Here is an 18,792-nt window from a genome sequence, read left to right as displayed (position 1 = left end):
TTTGTCATCAGTCTCATGAGCAGTTCACTGCTGCAAAAGGCCGTTTCCCTCCTGTTTTGGGAAGCGTACCTATCTCGTAACGCCTGTATAGATGTGAATCGCGTCTCTCAGGAATTCGGTCATACCTGGTTTCTTTTCATAGTACGCCTTAAACCGTTCATCTTCCACATACATTTGGGCAAGGTTAGCATGCGCTTCTTTGCTGTATTCGCTCCAGTAATACATCAGCCACTTCTTATGCAACTCAGCCGTTTTTTGCGCGATGTCGCTGGCTGGATCACCATTTGCAAACGCTTCGGCAAGCGTCGCCAGGACTTCATCCGCCAGACGGGTAACCTCTTCATACTCTTCTTTCGTCATGTTCTTCAATTTTTCATTGGATCGGTTCACGACGTCATCGCCATATTTCGCACGGATTTCTTTTCCGTACTTGGCCTCGTTGTCGTCAATCATCTGTTGCTTGAAACCTTCAAACTTCTCTTTATCGGTCATGATGATTCTCCCTTCCATTGAAGCAATTGTTTTTTCCACATTGGCGATCAGCACATCCAACCGCTTTCTTTTTTCGAGGAGCTTTTCACGGTGTTCACGAAGAGCTTTGGCTCCGTCATAGGTAGGGGAAGTGACGATTTCTTTAATCACGTCAAGACTGACCCCTAATTCTTTGTAAAACAATATTTGCTGTAAACGGTCTACTTCCGCCTGACCATAGATCCGGTAACCCGACGAGTTTATTCTTGCTGGCTTCAGAATCCCGATCTCATCATAATACCGAAGCGTTCTGGTACTGATTCCTGCCAGCTGGGCCAGCTTCTGCACGGTGTATTCCATTTGTTCACCTCCTGACACCATAACTGTACACCTTTACGTATACGTCAATGTCAATCCCTTTTTTGGATGACAGCGTACACTCTCTCCAATTGTTGTGACCATGATTTGGGAAAACATTGCTTCCTTACGGAATGACCAGACACGACCTGGTAAGGTCGGCGGTTTTTAGTAAATATGCTCTATTCCGATTCCTGCAATCTAAATATTGTCAATCATCCGACCATAGACTTACAATGAAATGAAAAGATAGCATGATCAGGTGGGAGGTGCCCGCGTGGGTGTACTGGAGGAACTGCTGCGGGATGTACCGCTTCCCCGCATGGTGAGGGTTCGGCAACGGTTTGACGATTCACGTCTGGAGGATTGGGAACGGAAACTGATTCGGCAGTTGCAGCAACCGGACCTGAGAGGACGCCTTTCCCCCGGAGCACGGGTCGCCGTGGCAGTGGGCAGCCGCGGCATTGACCGAATCGACGAAGTCACCCGTGTTATTGTGACAGAACTGCGGAAGACGGGGGCGGCTCCCTTCATCGTGCCAGCCATGGGCAGTCACGGTGGGGCCACCGCGGAGGGGCAGCGGGCGGTGCTGGCCAAGTTGGGCATAAGGGAAGAGACGGTGGGGGCACCAATCTGCTCCTCGATGGAAGTGGTGCGCGTGGACACCTTGCCCAACGGTTTGCCGGTCTATGCCGACAAGGCGGCCGCGGAAGCGGATGCGATCGTGGTGATCAACCGGATCAAACCGCATACGGCCTTTCGTGCCAAGATTGAAAGTGGTCTGATGAAAATGATCAGCATCGGTTTGGGCAAACAGAAAGGGGCGGAAGCATGCCACCGGCTGGGCTTTGGGCAGATGGCGGAAAATATCGTGGACATGGGGCGTATCCTGATTTCCCGTTTGCCGATCGTCTTTGGGGTGGCCTTGGTGGAAAACGCGTACGACCAGTTGTGCCACGTGGAAGTGGTATTGTCCGATCAGATTGAAACACGAGAACCCACTCTGTTGGAGATGGCCAAATCCCGCATGCCGCGGCTGTTGTTTCCCGATCTGGACGTACTGGTGATTGACCGGATCGGCAAAAACATCAGCGGGGACGGGATGGACCCCAATATTACCGGGCGTTATCCTACCCCCTACGCCCAGGGAGGTCCCCGGGTTAATAAAATGGTGGTGCTGGATCTGACGTCCGAGACAGGGGGAAACGCCAACGGTGTCGGAACGGCGGATTTTACCACGCAACGTCTGGTGGATCAAATGGACAACATCGCCACCTACGCCAACGGCTTGACTTCAACGGTCGTCGCGCCGACCAAGATTCCGACCACCTTGCCCAACGATCGGTTGGCGGTTCAAGCCGCCGTGAAGACTTGCAACATCCTTGATCTGCACCTGGTAAAACTGGTTCGCATCCGAGACACATTGCATCTGGGGGAAATCCGGATTTCAGAGACGTTGTTGCCGGAAGCGGAGCAGCATCCGGATGTGGAAGTGTTGTCTCAACCCGAGCCGATGCAGTTTGATGGAGAGGGAAATTTCACGGATGGATGGTGAGAGACATGGAAAATCTGTTTGATCTGACAGGAAAAACTGCAGTGGTGATCGGAGGAACCAGTGTATTGGGCAGTGCTATGGCGGTCGGATTGGCGGAACACGGCGCACGCGTGGCCATCGCCGGACGCAATCAGAAAAAAGCGGGGACCGTGTTGGAACAAATCGAAGCCGCAGGTGGAAAAGGACAAGCATTTTTTGTGGAAGTGACGGTGAAGGAGAGCATTCAGGAGCTGGAGCGTTCGATTCGTGAATGGGCCGGCGGATACCACATATTGATCAATGCCGCAGGGGTGAATGCATCTACCCCGTTTTTTGATCTGGACATGGAAGAATGGGATTACATCATGAGCGTCAATTTGAAAAGCGTCGTGATGGCTTGCCAGGTGTTTGGCAAAGGGATGGTCGAGAGCGGAAATGGCGGAAGTATCATCAACATCTCCTCCGTATCGTCGGGACCGCCGTTGTCCAAGGTGTTTTCGTATTCGGTGAGCAAGGCGGGCATCAACAATATCACACAATATCTGGCGCGGGAATGGGCACCTCACCGGGTCCGGGTCAATGCGATTATCCCTGGATTTTTCCCTGCTGAGCAGAACCGGAGATTGCTCACCCCGGAACGAACCGAGGCGATCATGCGCCACACGCCGATGGCGCGCTTCGGTAATCCCGAAGAATTGAAGGGCACCGCGGTCTGGTTGGCTTCGGAAAAGGCGTCCGGTTTTGTGACCGGCGCATTGATCCGGGTAGACGGCGGATTCGGGGCGATGACATTGTAATGGTACAGGTGAACGCGGAGACAGCCATTTTTCCGAATAATAAGGAATCGTCTCCGCGTACCCGACACACACTGAATGATTTTTCTCCCTCACGCCAATCCGTCCAAACTCTTCTTTGAGCGTGCTTTTATCCCCGATTCAGGGTCTTTTTTTATATCTACCTCGGATAGAAAAACATCGAGCTGTGTAGAAGTACAATAGGATTGTTGGAGGTAAAACTGAGGAACGAGGTGGAAGCAGTACGTATGTTGTTGGTGGATACCCCTGAAATCCATCCCATTAATCACAGGGGGTACCTGGACAACCAGGAGATCCATATGGTTTAGATGCCGACCGTAATGGTGTGGCTTGCGAGCGGTCGTCCGTCATTCATGTTCTCACTACGGTGTTTTTCCATATTTCCATTGAAATGGATTCAGTGATATTTGCACCACGGCTTTCCTCAGCGTTTCATGAAATTTTAAATAAAATAAAGAAGGGATGGGGGTTCTTGGTGTAGAAAGGAAGTATACACATTTTTTGGGTATTGAGGCGGTGTGATGACCGCCGAAGGGAGCAATCGGCATGAAAAGGTGGATAGTCGTCTGGTTGGTATTTTTTCTGGGTACGCCGATTGTCGGAACGTTTATTCTCATCATCGCCTATCAGTTGGTATTGGACAGTGTACGTTTTTATCCGTTTTGGCTGGGAGAATCGTATCTGTATCTTTGGTTTCCCGCCGCAGCGATTGCCACGATGACGACGCACTGGGGAAAACGGCGTCCTAAAGGGTATAGTGTATTGACGATCATGCTGTTTGTGTTGGTCATCGTTCTGGGAACGGCGGATATCATGCGACAGTACGGCCCCGTCGTCAGAGAGACGGTCATACTCAAAGGCTATACTGCTAACGCATTGGTGACCGACCGTCATGTGTACCGGGTGCCGTATTTTCCTTTTGATCAGGTGAAAGTCCTGGAGGCGGTACGGGAGGAACGGGCGGTACCCGTTTATCTGGCACGGGATGAAGGGATGATTCTGGCGTTTGCCGATCCCGAATACACAGGATACACATGGACCGATCGCATGGTGCACCTGGCCGTGGGGTTGACGGCATTGGGCGCCTTCGTGGGTTATTTCGCCTATGTGCTCAGTGTGTGGACTCGTTACGTCCAAATAACCGACGAAGCGCTCGTCTTTCACCGTTGGCGTTCTTTCACCCTTCTGCCGTATAAGGAGATCATTCATATCCGTATCGATGAGAATCTAAAACGAGTCTCGGTCGAGACGGAAGAAGTGGTTCATCATTGGACAGCAGAACCGGAGGTGAAGGAACAGTTGCGACAAACCGCCAAAAAGGCCGGTCTGATCGCTCATGCGCAGGGGAGATACAGTCGGCCGCAACAGTACCGGGAGATCCGGTTAGCGGATGATGCCGTTGTCATCATGGAGGATGGAGAGGAGACGCGTATTCCTTATTTGGATGTGATGGAGGTATATTGGGACGGCGCCGTTCGGATCACTGCCAGCGAAGAGGACGTGCTGATCACTGATGAACGGTACGTTCACCGGGATTGGTTGGAAGAATTGACGAAACGGTTGAAACAGGCCTGGCAGGAACGGGGCATCGGCCATTCTATGGAAGTGAGCTTGGAAGAGGGATATGTGTGGCTGGGATCGGAGGAGACGTGGGAGTCAACTACCCACCACTGAAGTGGTGGGCTTGCAGTTCATCAGAAAATGACCGCGTTCGACAGGTTGACGGCTGACCGACTCGCAAAGGTACGAGCCGCCACATGGTCACGAGGGCAGCGTCCTGCCGTCGTGAAATCGGTGGGAGAGGCGAAAGCCGTTTGCCAGCCAGTCATCCCTGATGTTTTTCAACGTTCCATCAAAGCGAGCCGGATTCCCAAAATGGCGAACAGAGCCGCCTTCACCTTGTTGACATGTCTTGCAACGGCCGGACGTCGAAGCCATCGTTGCCCGATCATACCGGCAAATATGGAGACAGCGGTAAACACCGCCAGAGCTTGCAAGAGAAAAAGGACGCCCAATAACATCATCTGCCATACGGCATTCTCCGCGGACGGGGGAACAAACTGCGGCAAAAACGCGAGAAAAAACAATGATACCTTCGGATTAAGCAAATTCATGAAAATCCCTTTGCGGTAGAGAGCGCTGTGCGAACGTCGTTCCGCTTGCGGCAGATCAAACGTTGCTTTTCCTTCACGAGCCGACTGCCAAGCCAAATACAGCAGATACAGCGCTCCGGCGTACTTCAAAACGGCAAATGCGATCGCCGATTGATGCAATATCGCTGCAACACCCAGTGCAGCAGCCAGCGTGTGAACGATCAATCCGGTACACAAGCCGAGAGCGGTGGCGATCCCGGCGTTTTTTCCCCGGCTCATGCTTTGCGCGATCACGAACAAAATGTCGGGACCGGGCATCAGTGTGATGGCCACCGAAACGGCGAGAAAATACAGGATGTGGACTGGATCCATTTTGAGCCACCTCGCGTTCAATGAATGAAAGGATAAGCCGATATCATGGGTGCGGATGAACCCAACCAACAAGAATCTCCCTGGAGGAGATCACGCGATTCAAACCGAATTTCAGGCAGAGCCAACCATTACGTTAAGGAAAGGTCATCCCGACTAAGGATGTCAACGTTTCGGTCTGCGATCACGGAAAAAAACGGCGATGAGTCGGCGCATGGCTTTTCTCGACAAAATGCGGGGCAATCTGGCAATCCAGCGATTGCGGATACCGGTCACCACGACCGTTTTTTGTTGTTCCCATCCGTCAAGAGCCTCACGCACCACTTGTTCGGCTGAAACGGCATAGGGCTGCGTTATCCCCGTTCGCTCCGCAAATTCGCTTCGGGTACTGCCCGGACAAACAACAGTTACAGTGATGCCGGTGCCTTTCAGCTCCTCAGCCAACGCCTCCGTGTAATGAAGTAAAAAGGTTTTGGCCGCCCCATATACGGCCATGTAGGGAGTGGGGAAAAAGGCCAGAGAGGAGGACACTTGGATGATTCCGCCCTGCTTTCGTGCGATCATATCGGGCAAAGCGGCACGGGTGAGAGCCAACGGTACTTGGATATGAAGACGCACCAACGCCTGTTCCAAGGCGGCGTCGGTGTGAATGACGGGGCCGTACAGCCCGATGCCCGCATTGTTGACGAGCAAGTCGATTTGATGCTGAGTGATCCACTGGCTGATCCGGGTAACCTCATCCTCGTTGGTCAAATCGGCCGTGATTACGGTTGCCTTCGCCCCCCGTTGTTCGACGGAGGTTGCCACCTCCTGCAGCAAGGAGGTTCGGCGGGCGACCAGCACCAAATCATATCCCCTGTTCGCCAGCTCCTCGGCAAACGCGCGGCCGATCCCCGATGATGCCCCGGTGATAAGAGCAACCGGTCGCATGATGATTCCTCCTTATAAAAACAACAAATCTCGATGAGATTGCCATCGAGGTCCTGGAACCACATCCATTTTACTTCTTCCATTCGCCTTCATGGTTTTGAATCCCTATAGGACAAAAACAAAAAAAGAAAAGGCGGCCTGGTCCATCCAGCCACCTTGTCAGAGCCGGGAAAGCAATGTGGACAGTATTCACCAGACACACCCTTAAAAAAAGGTGGCCGTTTTCCAACGAGCGATCTTTGAGCTTGTGGAAAGAGAGAAAGGGAAAACGGCCTAAGTCGCAATTGGTATCGGGGTTTTTTAATCCTTGAAAAAGCTTTTGAGCACGAACAGTGCGTTGGCCGGGCGTTCAGCGATCCGGCGGGTAAAGTAGGGATACCAATCTTTTCCGAACGGCGTATACACCCGAACTTTGTAGCCTTCAGCCACCAGTTGCCGCTGCAGGCCGTTGCGCACACCGTACAACATCTGGAATTCGTAAAGGTCGTCGGGGATGTTGTTTTCCTTGACGAACCGTTTGGTCCAGTTGATAATGTTTTCGTCGTGGGTGGCGATCGCCGTGTAACAGCCGTTTTTCAGGTGCATGGCGACCAGCTTGAGATAATTTTCGTCCACATCTTTTTTGTCCGGGAAAGCTACGTCTTTGGGCTCCTTGTAGGCTCCTTTGACAATCCGCAGATTGACGCCCATCTCACCCAGCTCTTTGACGTCTGACTCAGAACGGTACAGATAGGACTGGATGACAAGGCCCACATGTTCTTTCCCGTATTCCTGGACCAGCGTTTTGAACAGGTCGATCGTTTGTTGCACCCGAGGCGAGTCTTCCATGTCGATGCGGACAAAGTTGCCCTTTTCTTTGGCTTTGGCCGCAATCCGGCGCATGTTTTCCAAACAGAAGTCGTAGCTGATGTCCAATCCCAGTTGGGTCAGCTTGACGGAGACGTTGGAATTGACACCGTTTTTGGCGATGGCGTCAAATATTTCTATAATTGCGTCAGTGGCTTGCCGGGCTTCTTCCTCGGTGGTCACACTTTCTCCTAGCAAGTCCAATGTGACGACCAAGCCCTCTTCATTCAGCTTTTTGACGATGTCCACCGCTTCGTCCAATGTTTCTCCGGCGACAAAACGGGATGCCCCCAGCTTCAAACCGTATTTGGAAACGAATTTCGTGACGAGAGGGTTTCCAGCAATTGTTAGCACCACTTTACGTGAGAAGGACATCCTCATTCCTCCTTTTTCGAGGCCGATTGTATATAATAGTCATAGCATTCACCATTAAACCGTTTTCATTATACACTAGCATGGGTGATCTGCAATCCTTTTTATCATTCGAACGATTTGAAGATTTTCTATGAGGTAGGGTACAATAAGGGAGGCAAATCAGGATAAGAGGAGGCGTTTTCGTTGGTAGTCGAATTTCGAAATGAACCCTTCACCGATTTCTCCAAAGAAGAAAACCGACGCGCGTTTGAAGAAGCACTGGCCAAAGTGGAATCCGAACTGGGTCGCGAATATGACTTGATCATCGGCGGAGAGCGGATCAAAACCGAAGAGAAGTACCACTCCATCAACCCGTCCAACTTGGATCAGGTAGTCGGTTATACGTCCAAAGGCACGGAAGAGCACGCGGAAAAAGCCATCCAAGTGGCCGCGAAAACCTTCGAAACCTGGAAAAAAGTTTCTCCTGAAGCACGTGCCCGGATTTTGTTCAAAGCGGCGTCCATTCTGCGCCGGAAAAAACATGAGTTCTCCGCTTGGATGGTGTTCGAAGCTGGCAAATCCTGGCCGGAAGCCGATGCCGACACCGCCGAAGCGATTGACTTTATGGAGTTCTACGGTCGTGAAATGATTCGTCTGAGCGAACGGCAACCGTTGACCCGCATTCCGGGAGAAGACAACGAGCTCACCTACATTCCGCTGGGTGTGGGGATCATCATCCCGCCGTGGAACTTCCCGTTGGCCATCATGGTTGGCATGACCACTTCCGCGATCGTCGCGGGTAACACCGTGGTGCTGAAACCGGCCGGGCCGACGACGGTGATCGCCGCCAAGTTCATGGAAATCCTGGAGGAAGCCGGTCTGCCGGCGGGCGTTGTCAACTTCGTGCCCGGTTCCGGACCGGTCGTGGGTGAGTACTTGGTGAAACATCCGTTGGCACGGTTCATCTCCTTCACGGGTTCCCGTGACGTGGGGCTGCGCATCAACGAGCTGGCTGCCAAACGGGCCAAAGGGCAAAAATGGATCAAACGCGTCATCGCGGAGATGGGCGGAAAAGATTCCATCATTGTGGACAAAGAGGCTGACCTGGATCTGGCTGCTCAAGCGATTGTCACTTCGGCGTTTGGTTTCTCCGGTCAAAAATGTTCTGCTTGCTCCCGGGCAATTGTCCATCAAGACGTCTACGACGAAGTGCTGGCCAAAGTAACCGAGAGAGTAAAAAACCTCAAAGTGGCTGAAGCGCGTGAATTCGGCATCGATATGGGTCCGGTGATCGACGAAAACGCCTACAAGAAAATCCTGGAATATATTGAGATCGGAAAACAGGAAGGCCGTTTGGTGATCGGTGGCGGAAAAGCCGAAGGAAACGGGTACTTCATCCAGCCGACGATCTTCGCCGATGTGGACCCGAACGCCCGGATCGCCCAAGAAGAGATCTTCGGTCCGGTAGTGGCGTTCATCAAGGCGAAAGACTTTGATCATGCGCTGGAAATTGCCAACAACACCGAGTACGGTTTGACCGGTGCCGTTATTTCCAGAAACCGCGCCAATCTGGAAAAAGCACGTGAAGAGTTCCATGTCGGCAACCTGTACTTCAACCGTAAATGTACCGGTGCTTTGGTGGGTGTGCATCCGTTCGGTGGCTTCAACATGTCCGGTACCGACTCCAAAGCAGGCGGACGCGATTACCTGCTCTTGTTCACCCAAGCCAAAGTGGTTTCCGAGTTGTTCTGAAGTCACAAGCAAAACCCCGGCAGGTTTATGCCTTGCCGGGGTTTTCTTCTTCGCTGGTGGATGCAGTCTCTTTTTCTGCCGGGTTGACAGGACATGCATCATCGCAACCACCCGCAGGAATCACCGTCCGGCGGCTGGCAATGAAATCGTACACTTTTTGGCCCATCCCGATCCGGCGTGCGATCCACATCAGTGGAACCAAGGGCCACAGAAGCGGCAGGCGGGAGGACATCTGGATGATGCCGTCAATCCCGTCACGAAAATGTCGGCCGTCCACGGTACTGTGCAAGCGTTTCTCCACTTTTTCCGCCGACAATCCGTATCGTTCGATGACGCCCGGCTCACGGAAAGAGACAAACGTCAGCAGGGAGAACCAGTCCAGTTTGCGAGCCGTCTCCACACTTTGCCTGCAAAACGGGCACCATCCGTCATAAAACACGATGACACGGTGACGTTGCGCCCAGTTCCTCTCTCCAATCCACTGGGTCAATTTCTCCCATCCTATCCTCATTTGATCTCCCACCCATGTGATGGCTAAGCCGATCCGCCGGTAGTCGCGGTCGGTCAGCAATATCATTTCACTTCCGATCATCACCCACGAAAATTCGATCAACCCCATGAACAGAGCGATCCCGATATGCATGAAGACGGCGAAACAGACAGCCGCGTATTTGGTGTAACGATTGAGCAGCAAAAACGGAAATCCGACCTGAAAAAACACGGTGGCATAGCTTAACAAGACCACCACGATATCATATTTCCAGATCCACTCACTGTAACCGGGCCAGTAAAACTCGTTGACCCGCGTGGCATAGTAGATGGCTGTCCCGTGTTGCCACATGCTGCCCATCACTTTATACATACCCGAAGTAAAATAAACCATTGACACTTGAATCATGATGGCCAGTACTGCTGCGTTGTGAAGAACCGCCAGCATCTGGCGAGGGAGCGAGGCGGCCGTTTGATCCGGCTGCCTCCGACGACGGCGGGCATCCCACGAGAACCAGGCACCGGTGTTGGCGAACATGAGGTAAAACAGGTCCAATCGGAGAACGTTGTCCCCACCGTTGGTGATAAAAGGGTTGCGGATGAACAGGGACCAATACAGCACCGCGAGCAGCACGCCGGTGACCCGTGTCCGGTAACCGATCAGGTAGGCCAATGCGACCAAAATGGTCGCGTGGTACACCCATTCGAAATAGATGCGATCCGCACTGAGTTGGTAGAGCGAAAAGGTGTGACGCTCCCGAAGATACCGCAAAAAGTCGTCGTATGGCCAAATGCCGTGAGTGCCCCACAACAAATGGCGATCGGTATAGTTGGAGAGTAAGTAAAAAAGAATGGCCGCAGCGACGGCGATCCGTACCAGACTGGCTCCGATCAACATATGTTCCTTGGTGAGAAAGCGGAAGATCCGGGTGGTCATCGGAAGCTCCCTCCCGTCGTTCCCGAATCGATGGGACGAACGTTCATCCAATTTGTTTCGCGGTAGTAAAACGTACCCTTGCGATCAGGCTTGTACCGTTCGTAAAACCGCGGAAATACGTTGGTGACGATGCGCACTTTCACTTGCAGTACGTGGGGCCGGTGCGGAAAGTCGCGGATTGCGTTGGCGGCCACCCGCTCCAGCATCTGTTCACCCTTGGCCTTGCGGTTCCGGTCTTTGTCGGTGAACCAGGTGATGGCGGTGTATTGAAACCGGTACAAACGTCCGTCGTTGGAAAAGCGGTCCCGTTGTATGTGGGTGATCAGGGGCTGGGAAACATCACGCCAAGGGGTTTCCTTGATTTGGCCCGTCTCCGGATCCTTCCACTTGGCCTTGACGAAGATATTCTGGTGTTGGGAAACGGGATTGGGAGCAAATAATTTCCAGTTCTGCATGAACAAAGGGTCCATATATTTCATCATAGGCTCAAACCATGCTTGCTTGACCGGGTTGGGTGGTGCCAGGTACAAAGCGGTCATGCCGAAGTGAAAGCCCAACAAGCACGCCAGGCCAATGATCCAAGTGCCCAATACGGCGGTTTTCCAATTCACGGACCTCACCTCGTCCGGGAAGGTTCAGCTATTATCCTATCATACTTGGGAAACAAAAGCCGTTCATTCTTTGGCTACATCCACACCGAGCCAACGGGCGACCACGCCGGTGGTGCTCGCCTGGAGCACGATGGTCAACAGGATGGCGATAAACGTGACTGCCGCGATCACATCGGCATGCGCGACACCGGCACCGACGATCATACCGGACAAGGCGGCGGGGATTACGCCGGTTTCCCTCACCCAAAAGAAAAACAATACCTCCCGCCATCGCCAGCGAGCGATCCGGTCGGGCAGGGCGCATGCCAGCACGGTAAATGGACGTGCGACAAACATCAACACAAGAACGACCAGTATGCCTTGCCACCAGTATTGGGACAATACGTCGAAATTGACTTGTGTCCCGAGCAGAACGAAGATCAGTTTGCGTAACAGCAATGTGACAGTGTCTCCGAATAAGACGATTTCCGAAACGGTGTTCTCCGGGATGCGCAACCGGAACTGATCCGGGTTGCCGAAAACAACGCCCGCGGCAAAAGTGGCCATGAAACCACTGGCGTGTATCGAGCCTGCCGCCAGGTAGGAACCGATCGCCACCAGCAGGCTGACGACTGTACCATACCGGCGAAATACGCCCATTCGATGCTCGGATGTGACCAACAAACCCAGCCAGCCAACCAGGATGCCGACGATCAATCCGCCACCGGCCTCGCGAACGAAACTCCAGATGGTATCAATGGCGGAAAAACGGGTTTCGCCGAGGATCAGTCCTAGAATAGTGAAGGTGAGAATCGAGCCGGTGGCATCGTTGAAAGCGGATTCTGATTCGACGGTTTGACGTACCCGGGGTTCCACCGCCACTTGGCGGAAGACGGGGATCAATGTCGCCGGATCGGTCGACGCGATCACCGCTGCCAACAAGGCGGCATACAAAACCGGCAATTTCAATATGACGACCGCCGTTGCTGTCACGATGGCGGCAGTGATGAGCACGCCAGGAACGGATAACAGGGTCACCGTGATCCATACGCGCTTTAATACGGTAAATTGAATCGCTCGTCCTCCTTCAAACAGGATCAACGTGGACCCGATCAAAATGATGAACTGATAAGCCACAGAGTTGCCGGGCTGTACGATCCAGTTCAAACCGGCCGGACCGACGAGCATGCCAAGTATCAAGAATAATGCAACGTCGGGGATGCGGATCCATTCCGCCAGTCGGGTGGCGATCAGCCCGAGCAGAAAGACCATGGAAAACATAAACATTTCGGTTTGTGCGATTTCCATTACTTTGGATTCCATTGTGCGGACTCCTTCTAAGGTCTCATACGAGATTGTTCGATTGTACCGTTTTCCATTTCGCCCAGCAACGCTATAGGCCACTCTGCACCTCGGATTGTTTCAAGTCGCTCAGCTGGGGAAAATATCCCGTATCATGATTACATGTGCAGGTGCCAATCTGATTATACCTTAATGATGATCGATTTGTTGGACGATCATGGGTACATTTGGTAACATAACCAAAACTCGCTCGTTTACCCTCATTTCTTTCCGATAAAACAGAAGAATCCGATTGATTCCTTGACATTGGGAGGGAGGAATGGGTATATTCACCTTACGGAAAGTGTTTTTCTTCCTCATTCCTCATATTGATTTCAAAATTGTCTGCAATGGAGGGATGTACGATCATTCAGTTCCGCCAGGTCAACAAATGGTTCGGAGATTTTCATGTCCTAAAAGATATCAACTTGACGATCCAAGCGGGCGAAGTGGTCGTGATTCTTGGACCCAGCGGATCGGGCAAAAGCACCTTGCTCCGCTGTATCAATCAGTTGGAAACGGTTTCTGAGGGCGAAGTGATTGTGGACGGGGTAAAAATGAACGACCCCAAAACCAACCTGAACAAAGCGCGACAAGAGATCGGCATGGTTTTCCAGCACTTTCATCTGTATCCCCACAAAACGGTGTTGGAAAACATCATGCTCGCCCCGATGAAAGTAAAAAAAGTGCCGGAAGAGGAAGCGCGAAAAATTGCAGAATTTTACCTGCAAAAAGTGGGAATCCCAGAGAAGGCCAACGCCTATCCCTCCCAATTGTCGGGCGGTCAGCAGCAACGCGTCGCGATCGCCAGAGGATTGGCGATGAAACCGAAAATCATGTTGTTTGACGAGCCAACTTCCGCACTCGATCCCGAAATGATCGGCGAAGTGTTGGATGTGATGCGAACGCTGGCCAAAGAAGGCATGACCATGGTGGTTGTGACCCACGAGATGGGGTTCGCACGGGAAGTGGCGGATCGGGTGATCTTTATGGATGAAGGACGGATTTTGGAAGAATCCGAGCCGGAGACGTTTTTCAACAATCCAAAAGAAGAACGGACCCGGCAGTTTTTAAGCAGAATTCTGAAACATTAAAAAAGGGGGAATTCGATGCGTTTTTGGAAGCGTTGGTTGGTGCTGTGTCTGTCCGTGGTGTTAGCGTTTTCCCTGACGGCGTGCGGTGATGGAAGCTCGGCCGACGATTCGTCACTGGCAGCGATTAAAAAGCGGGGGAAATTGGTCGTCGGTGTCAAGTATGATACCAACCTGTTCGGCTACAAAGATCCCGCTGACGGTCAAGTCAAAGGTTTTGAAATCGATTTGATGCGCGAGTTTGCCAAGAGACTGCTGGGAGATGAAAAGAAAGTGGAGTTCAAGGAGGTCACCTCCAAAACGCGGATCAAGATGCTGCAAAGCGGCGATGTCGACGTGATCGCGGCGACGATGACCATTACCGACAAGCGGAAGAAACAGGTGGATTTTTCCCGCGTCTATTTCATGGCCGGACAATCCTTGCTGGTGCCGACCAACAGTCCGATCACGGGGCTGAAATCTTTGAACGGAAAAGTGGTGGCCACGGCCAAAGGAGCCACGAGCGGCCGGAACTTGGAAAAATTGGCTCCCGGTGTGAAGATCAAGGAGTATGAAAACTATGCCGATGCATTCACGGCGCTCAAGAGCGGTCAAGCGGATGCCGTGACGACCGATGACAGTATCTTGATGGGCATGCAACAACAGGACCCCACCCACTTCAAACTCGTCGGCGGGCAGTTTACGCAAGAGCCGTACGGGATGGCGGTGAAAAAGGGGAACAAGGATCTCCTGAAAGCGTTGAACGATTTCTTGAATGACATCATGAAGGACGGCACCTATCAGAAGCTCTATCAGAAGTGGTTCAAAAAAGACCCGCCAGCCAACATTCCGGCAGACGCAGTACAAAAAGCTCCGTGATACGCGTACGGCATATCCGGGCTTGGACAAATCCACTGTGGATGAATGTAGATTGCTACTCCAGATGAAGTGAGAGGCCCACAGCGACCATAGGGAGTGCCTCTAGTTCTTCAGCCGTGGGAAGCAACGATTTCCCGGGTGAACGGCTTTCCCAAGCCCGACCGAGGGAGCGCCGGTAAGCGCAGGAATCACTCGCGGGCATTTACCCGTTCGAAGCGTAATTGCCCGCGTCCTGCCCCCGGTTCCAAGCGTCCATGAACTGCTTCCCGAGAGGGTGCAGGTGGAGCAAGCCGGGAAAGCGATGCGGGTCATAGATCAGACAGGTCCTGGCTGGAGCCACGATCGTGTATCAGATGATCGACAGATATTGACCAGATTTGTCCTGAGACGAAAGCGGGGGTGAGCGATGTTCGACGTAACAGTTTTGGCCGATTACAAGCAGGAGTTTATCGATGGGTTTCTTGTCACGCTTTCGGCAAGCGTACTGGCATTGGGACTCAGTTTGGCCATCGGTACGTTCATCGCGGTGTTGCGGTTGTCCGGAGTGCGGCCATTGGAAATCGTGGGAACGGCTTATGTGGAGTTTTTTCGCAACACGCCCATTGTGATACAGGTGTTTCTGTTTGCAATCGGACTTCCCACGTTGGGCATTCGGTTTTCTGAGTTCACCAGTGGCGTGCTGGGACTGTCCATCTACACCGGGGCATTCATCGCCGAAGCGCTACGTGCCGGGATCCAGTCCGTGCCGAAAGGGCAGATGGAAGCGGCACGTTCATCCGGAATGAGTTATGTGCAGGCCATGCGATACGTGATTTTGCCGCAAGCGTTTAAGCTGGTCATCCCACCGCTCGGCAACCAGTTCGTCAACCTGGTGAAAAACTCATCGGTTCTGGCTATCATCGCTGGTGGGGATTTGCTGTATACCGCCGATCGGGTATCGTCGGATACGTTTGAGGTGGCACTCGTATACGGTTTTGTCGCTTTGCTGTATCTGGTTATCACTCTGCCGCTCAGTTTGGGTGTCAATTGGTTGGAACGTCGGCTGAGTAAGAACTACTGAAAGGGGGATGCCGATGGATTTACAACACACATTCGCACCAGCAACGCTCCGGTCGTTGATGGAAGGCCTACTGGTCACATTGGAAGTGGCGGCATCCGCCATTGTACTCAGTTTCGTCTTCGGTATTATTCTGGGTATCCTGCGGTATACGAAATTGCCGGTATTATCCCAGCTCGCGGTGTTGTACATCGAGGTGATGCGCAATTTGCCGCTGTTGCTCATCATTTTCTTCGGCTATTTCGGTTTGCGAGACATGGGAGTAGAATTGCCCGTGACCATGGCGGCGATTGCGGGGCTTACGGTATTCACCTCGGCGTTGATCGCGGAGATTGTGCGAAGCGGATTGAACTCAGTGGAAAAAGGGCAAATCGAAGCCGCACGTGCCCAAGGGTTCACCTATGTACAAACCTTGTGGTACATCATTCTGCCGCAGGCCCTCAAACGCATGATCCCGCCGTTGGTCAGCCAGTTTATCACATTGGTGAAGGACACATCGCTCGCGGTTGTGATCAGTTTGGAGGAAATTATGCACAACGCGCAGATCGTTTACAACAAGTACGTGAATGCGACCATCCCGTTGCTCTTGCTGGTGGCGTTTATCTATTTCACCATCAATTACAGCCTCTCAAGGGTGAGCCGGTATTTGGAAAAACGCTTGGCGGGCTGACACGGCAGACCTCCACTGATATTTCATCCCGGTATTGGTACAGGACGTCTGGTCTCACCACCGCTAATTATCGCCCATCCCGAATGATTTCGGATTGTGACCAATGCGTGGACTCCGAGGTGGCATTTTTCGGGGGAACGAGAGTCTGGTCTGGGGTGTTTTTGGCTCAGACATGACCCCAGCGTATTGGATGCAGTTTCATCCAACACACAATCTTCACGGAATCCCTTTCTGTGAATATGGACACAACAATGTAGATCGAATAAGATCAAAAGTGGCGAACTCATTCAAAAAAGGACATACTGTCTTGGCCATGTGGCATACATATGCGTGGATGCCCGTTTAACGGGTTGGCTATTGATGTGATTCCCACTTTTGTATATATACCATGAATCAATGGAGTCGAAGAAAGGGGTCAGGGATGGGCGAATTTATTCAATCCTTTTTACAGTGGTTGGCAGATCTCGGTTATCTGGGGATCGCTCTGGGATTGATGGTGGAAGTGATCCCGAGCGAAATTGTGCTAGCTTACGGGGGTTACCTTGTATCTCGCGGAGAAGTGACGTTTGTGGGTGCCGTGATCGCCGGTACGATCGGTGGTGTGCTGGCACAGTTGTTTCTGTACTGGGCAGGGTATTATGGTGGTCGGCCTTTCTTGGAGAAATATGGGAAATACGTCCTCATCAATAAAAAGCATCTCGATGTGGCGGAAGAGTGGTTTCAACGCTACGGGGCGGGCGTTATCTTTGGTGCCCGTTTCATCCCGGTTGTGCGTCATGCCATCTCGATCCCGGCCGGAATTGCCAAAATGTCGTGGATTAAATTTACGGCGTATACCACGGCGGCCGTCATCCCTTGGTCGATTTTCTTTATTTATATCGGTTGGGAGCTGGGAGATCGCTGGGAAGATTTCAAAAAGATCGCCGAACCATATGTACAGCCGTTGGCAATCGTTGCGGGGATCCTGCTTGTCGTTTATGTGTTGATCCAATCGATGAAGAGAAAACGCGCACAAAACAATGGCTGATCACTGGGAAAAAATGAGGCCATGAAAATGTCAAGATGCCCTCCCATGGATACAGGAATCTTTGTTACAATAGGGGCAGAACAGGGTACGCTGAAAACAAACGCAGTCATCGAGCGTTCACATATGGGAAACTCAAAAAACGGGGAGGGCGTCATCGATGCACATGCCTTCGTTGAGCGGATGGATCATCATTTTGGTGATCGCGCTGTTGGTGTTTGGCCCGAGCAAGTTGCCGCAGTTGGGTAAATCGCTTGGCAGTGCCTTGCGGGAATTCAAAGAAGCTGTCGGCGGTGTAGGCAAGGACGAACAAAACAAAGACAAAACCAGCAACTGAGAAGAAAAGGGACGGGGAATAACCCCGTCCCTTTTTTCAACAACAGTGCCGGGCACCTTTGCCGCCATATTTTTCATCGGTGGCCCAGCGATGTTCTCTTTCTGACATGGGCTGTTGGTCTTACACATTCAAGTTATTGGTTATCTCATTCCATCTTCTCTGCCTTAAGAGGATTTAGCTACTACTTTTTTAAGTTCATCGAGGACTTCGGATGGTTCAACACGATCTTTATAATCTGCTTTCGTGTATTCAAAAGCGATTTTACCATCCTGTCCAATGATATAAGTGGCAGAAACAGGAAGGGTCCAGGAATGGTCACCGTTATAGGCTGCAACATCCAATCCGAGCTCTTTATACAAGTCAATCAAGTAATCGGGTAAACGGTAAACGAGATTATATTTTTGAGCCACTTTATTTCCCACGTCACTTAACACATGGAACCGTAGCTCGTTTTTTTCTTTGGTGCTCAAGGAATGGTCCGGCGTTTGGGGGCTGATTGCAATGAGTTGACCGCCTGCTTGATGAATGTCATTCAAGATATTTTGGTATGCCCGCAATTCCATGTTGCAATACGGACACCACCCTCCACGATAGAAAGTGAGGATGACTGGGCCTTTTTTAAGTTCTTCGTACAAAGATACGTCTTTTCCGGTTGCATCCGGCAAAGTAAAATCCGGAGCCTGTTGTCCCTTACGTAAACCCGTTGCTACACCGGACGCCTCCAGTTCTTCAATTGCCCGATTCATCAATTCTTGCTGCTCTTGTGGTACTTTCTTTCGAAAACTTTCCAAATACTGTTTAAACTGTTCGCGCATTTGCGTTTTTGCCATTGATTTTCACTCCCCCTATGATAACTTAACTTCTATCAGATTAACTT

The 18,792-nt window shown here is 51.8% G+C and carries 18 protein-coding genes; 10 read left to right on the top strand and 8 right to left on the bottom strand.

Going from position 1 to position 18,792, the window contains the following annotated elements:
• Positions 1–69: 69 nt before the first annotated feature.
• Complete coding sequence (locus KI215_RS13845) at positions 70–831, bottom strand: MerR family transcriptional regulator (RefSeq protein ID WP_212773284.1); 762 nt, start codon at positions 829–831, stop codon at positions 70–72.
• A 274-nt stretch (positions 832–1,105) separates the two neighbouring features.
• Between KI215_RS13845 and KI215_RS13840 the strand changes: the two genes are divergently transcribed.
• The 3 genes from KI215_RS13840 to KI215_RS13830 all read left to right on the top strand — a co-directional run bounded on the left by KI215_RS13840 (position 1,106) and on the right by KI215_RS13830 (position 4,851).
• Positions 1,106–2,383 carry a nickel pincer cofactor-dependent isomerase, group 22 gene (locus KI215_RS13840; RefSeq protein WP_212773283.1) on the top strand — a complete coding sequence of 426 codons (1,278 nt, stop codon included), beginning with the start codon at positions 1,106–1,108 and terminating at the stop codon, positions 2,381–2,383.
• A 5-nt stretch (positions 2,384–2,388) separates the two neighbouring features.
• Positions 2,389–3,159 carry an SDR family oxidoreductase gene (locus tag KI215_RS13835; protein WP_212773282.1) on the top strand — a complete coding sequence of 257 codons (771 nt, stop codon included), beginning with the start codon at positions 2,389–2,391 and terminating at the stop codon, positions 3,157–3,159.
• A 564-nt stretch (positions 3,160–3,723) separates the two neighbouring features.
• Positions 3,724–4,851, top strand: coding sequence for a hypothetical protein (locus tag KI215_RS13830; RefSeq protein ID WP_212773281.1), 1,128 nt, complete (start codon positions 3,724–3,726; stop codon positions 4,849–4,851).
• A 167-nt stretch (positions 4,852–5,018) separates the two neighbouring features.
• On the opposite strand, the gene KI215_RS13825 is transcribed toward KI215_RS13830, so the two are convergent.
• The 3 genes from KI215_RS13825 to KI215_RS13815 all read right to left on the bottom strand — a co-directional run bounded on the left by KI215_RS13825 (position 5,019) and on the right by KI215_RS13815 (position 7,790).
• Positions 5,019–5,642, bottom strand: a complete 624-nt coding sequence (locus KI215_RS13825; RefSeq protein WP_212773280.1) for a LysE family translocator — start codon at positions 5,640–5,642, stop codon at positions 5,019–5,021.
• Positions 5,643–5,804: 162 nt separating this feature from the next.
• Positions 5,805–6,569, bottom strand: coding sequence for an SDR family NAD(P)-dependent oxidoreductase (locus KI215_RS13820; RefSeq protein WP_212773279.1), 765 nt, complete (start codon positions 6,567–6,569; stop codon positions 5,805–5,807).
• Positions 6,570–6,869: 300 nt separating this feature from the next.
• The gene (locus KI215_RS13815; protein ID WP_212773278.1) at positions 6,870–7,790 is read right to left on the bottom strand and encodes a proline dehydrogenase family protein; all 921 of its coding nucleotides are present in this window, start codon (positions 7,788–7,790) and stop codon (positions 6,870–6,872) included.
• Between the two features lie 183 nt (positions 7,791–7,973).
• On the opposite strand from KI215_RS13815, the gene pruA reads away from it, so the two are divergent.
• Positions 7,974–9,521, top strand: a complete 1,548-nt coding sequence (pruA, locus tag KI215_RS13810; RefSeq protein ID WP_212773277.1) for an L-glutamate gamma-semialdehyde dehydrogenase — start codon at positions 7,974–7,976, stop codon at positions 9,519–9,521.
• A gap of 25 nt (positions 9,522–9,546) precedes the next feature.
• On the opposite strand, the gene KI215_RS13805 is transcribed toward pruA, so the two are convergent.
• From KI215_RS13805 to KI215_RS13795, 3 genes are all read right to left on the bottom strand, one after another.
• A complete protein-coding gene (locus KI215_RS13805; RefSeq protein ID WP_212773276.1) occupies positions 9,547–10,947 on the bottom strand; it encodes a DCC1-like thiol-disulfide oxidoreductase family protein in 1,401 nt (466 codons plus the stop codon).
• Entirely contained in the window at positions 10,944–11,558 is a 615-nt protein-coding gene (locus tag KI215_RS13800; RefSeq protein WP_212773275.1) for a DUF5819 family protein, read from the bottom strand. Before KI215_RS13800 ends, KI215_RS13805 begins: the two co-directional genes overlap by 4 nt.
• Before the next feature lie 63 nt (positions 11,559–11,621).
• A complete protein-coding gene (locus tag KI215_RS13795; RefSeq protein WP_212773274.1) occupies positions 11,622–12,860 on the bottom strand; it encodes a cation:proton antiporter in 1,239 nt (412 codons plus the stop codon).
• Between the two features lie 383 nt (positions 12,861–13,243).
• On the opposite strand from KI215_RS13795, the gene KI215_RS13790 reads away from it, so the two are divergent.
• The 6 genes from KI215_RS13790 to KI215_RS13765 all read left to right on the top strand — a co-directional run bounded on the left by KI215_RS13790 (position 13,244) and on the right by KI215_RS13765 (position 17,915).
• Complete coding sequence (locus KI215_RS13790) at positions 13,244–13,972, top strand: amino acid ABC transporter ATP-binding protein (RefSeq protein ID WP_212775209.1); 729 nt, start codon at positions 13,244–13,246, stop codon at positions 13,970–13,972.
• 15 nt (positions 13,973–13,987) lie between these two features.
• Positions 13,988–14,827, top strand: coding sequence for a glutamate ABC transporter substrate-binding protein (locus KI215_RS13785; protein ID WP_212773273.1), 840 nt, complete (start codon positions 13,988–13,990; stop codon positions 14,825–14,827).
• A gap of 406 nt (positions 14,828–15,233) precedes the next feature.
• Positions 15,234–15,887, top strand: a complete 654-nt coding sequence (locus tag KI215_RS13780; RefSeq protein ID WP_212773272.1) for an amino acid ABC transporter permease — start codon at positions 15,234–15,236, stop codon at positions 15,885–15,887.
• A 13-nt stretch (positions 15,888–15,900) separates the two neighbouring features.
• Entirely contained in the window at positions 15,901–16,554 is a 654-nt protein-coding gene (locus KI215_RS13775; protein WP_212773271.1) for an amino acid ABC transporter permease, read from the top strand.
• A 421-nt stretch (positions 16,555–16,975) separates the two neighbouring features.
• Entirely contained in the window at positions 16,976–17,581 is a 606-nt protein-coding gene (uptA, locus tag KI215_RS13770; RefSeq protein WP_212773270.1) for an undecaprenyl phosphate transporter UptA, read from the top strand.
• 163 nt (positions 17,582–17,744) lie between these two features.
• The gene (locus KI215_RS13765; RefSeq protein WP_212775208.1) at positions 17,745–17,915 is read left to right on the top strand and encodes a twin-arginine translocase TatA/TatE family subunit; all 171 of its coding nucleotides are present in this window, start codon (positions 17,745–17,747) and stop codon (positions 17,913–17,915) included.
• 164 nt (positions 17,916–18,079) lie between these two features.
• Here the strand turns inward: KI215_RS13765 and KI215_RS13760 are convergent, their stop codons facing one another.
• Entirely contained in the window at positions 18,080–18,745 is a 666-nt protein-coding gene (locus KI215_RS13760) for a peroxiredoxin-like family protein (RefSeq protein ID WP_212773269.1), read from the bottom strand.
• Positions 18,746–18,792: the final 47 nt, after the last annotated feature.

The sequence above is a fragment of the Polycladomyces abyssicola genome (assembly GCF_018326425.1).
GTDB lineage: Bacteria > Bacillota > Bacilli > Thermoactinomycetales > JIR-001 > Polycladomyces > Polycladomyces abyssicola.
Note: the sequence above shows the minus strand (reverse complement) of the source record. Positions and strands in the feature narration are given on the sequence as shown.

Bases quoted from the DNA above. Each gene is read 5' to 3' on its own strand.
- KI215_RS13845 (WP_212773284.1), bottom strand. From the start codon at position 831: ATGGAATACACCGTGCAGAAGCTGGCCCAGCTGGCAGGAATCAGTACC.
- KI215_RS13835 (WP_212773282.1), top strand. From the start codon at position 2,389: ATGGAAAATCTGTTTGATCTGACAGGAAAAACTGCAGTGGTGATCGGA.
- KI215_RS13830 (WP_212773281.1), top strand. From the start codon at position 3,724: ATGAAAAGGTGGATAGTCGTCTGGTTGGTATTTTTTCTGGGTACGCCG.
- KI215_RS13825 (WP_212773280.1), bottom strand. From the start codon at position 5,642: ATGGATCCAGTCCACATCCTGTATTTTCTCGCCGTTTCGGTGGCCATC.
- KI215_RS13820 (WP_212773279.1), bottom strand. From the start codon at position 6,569: ATGCGACCGGTTGCTCTTATCACCGGGGCATCATCGGGGATCGGCCGC.
- KI215_RS13815 (WP_212773278.1), bottom strand. From the start codon at position 7,790: ATGTCCTTCTCACGTAAAGTGGTGCTAACAATTGCTGGAAACCCTCTC.
- KI215_RS13805 (WP_212773276.1), bottom strand. From the start codon at position 10,947: ATGACCACCCGGATCTTCCGCTTTCTCACCAAGGAACATATGTTGATC.
- KI215_RS13795 (WP_212773274.1), bottom strand. From the start codon at position 12,860: ATGGAATCCAAAGTAATGGAAATCGCACAAACCGAAATGTTTATGTTT.
- KI215_RS13785 (WP_212773273.1), top strand. From the start codon at position 13,988: ATGCGTTTTTGGAAGCGTTGGTTGGTGCTGTGTCTGTCCGTGGTGTTA.
- KI215_RS13780 (WP_212773272.1), top strand. From the start codon at position 15,234: ATGTTCGACGTAACAGTTTTGGCCGATTACAAGCAGGAGTTTATCGAT.
- KI215_RS13775 (WP_212773271.1), top strand. From the start codon at position 15,901: ATGGATTTACAACACACATTCGCACCAGCAACGCTCCGGTCGTTGATG.
- uptA (WP_212773270.1), top strand. From the start codon at position 16,976: ATGGGCGAATTTATTCAATCCTTTTTACAGTGGTTGGCAGATCTCGGT.
- KI215_RS13765 (WP_212775208.1), top strand. From the start codon at position 17,745: ATGCCTTCGTTGAGCGGATGGATCATCATTTTGGTGATCGCGCTGTTG.
- KI215_RS13760 (WP_212773269.1), bottom strand. From the start codon at position 18,745: ATGGCAAAAACGCAAATGCGCGAACAGTTTAAACAGTATTTGGAAAGT.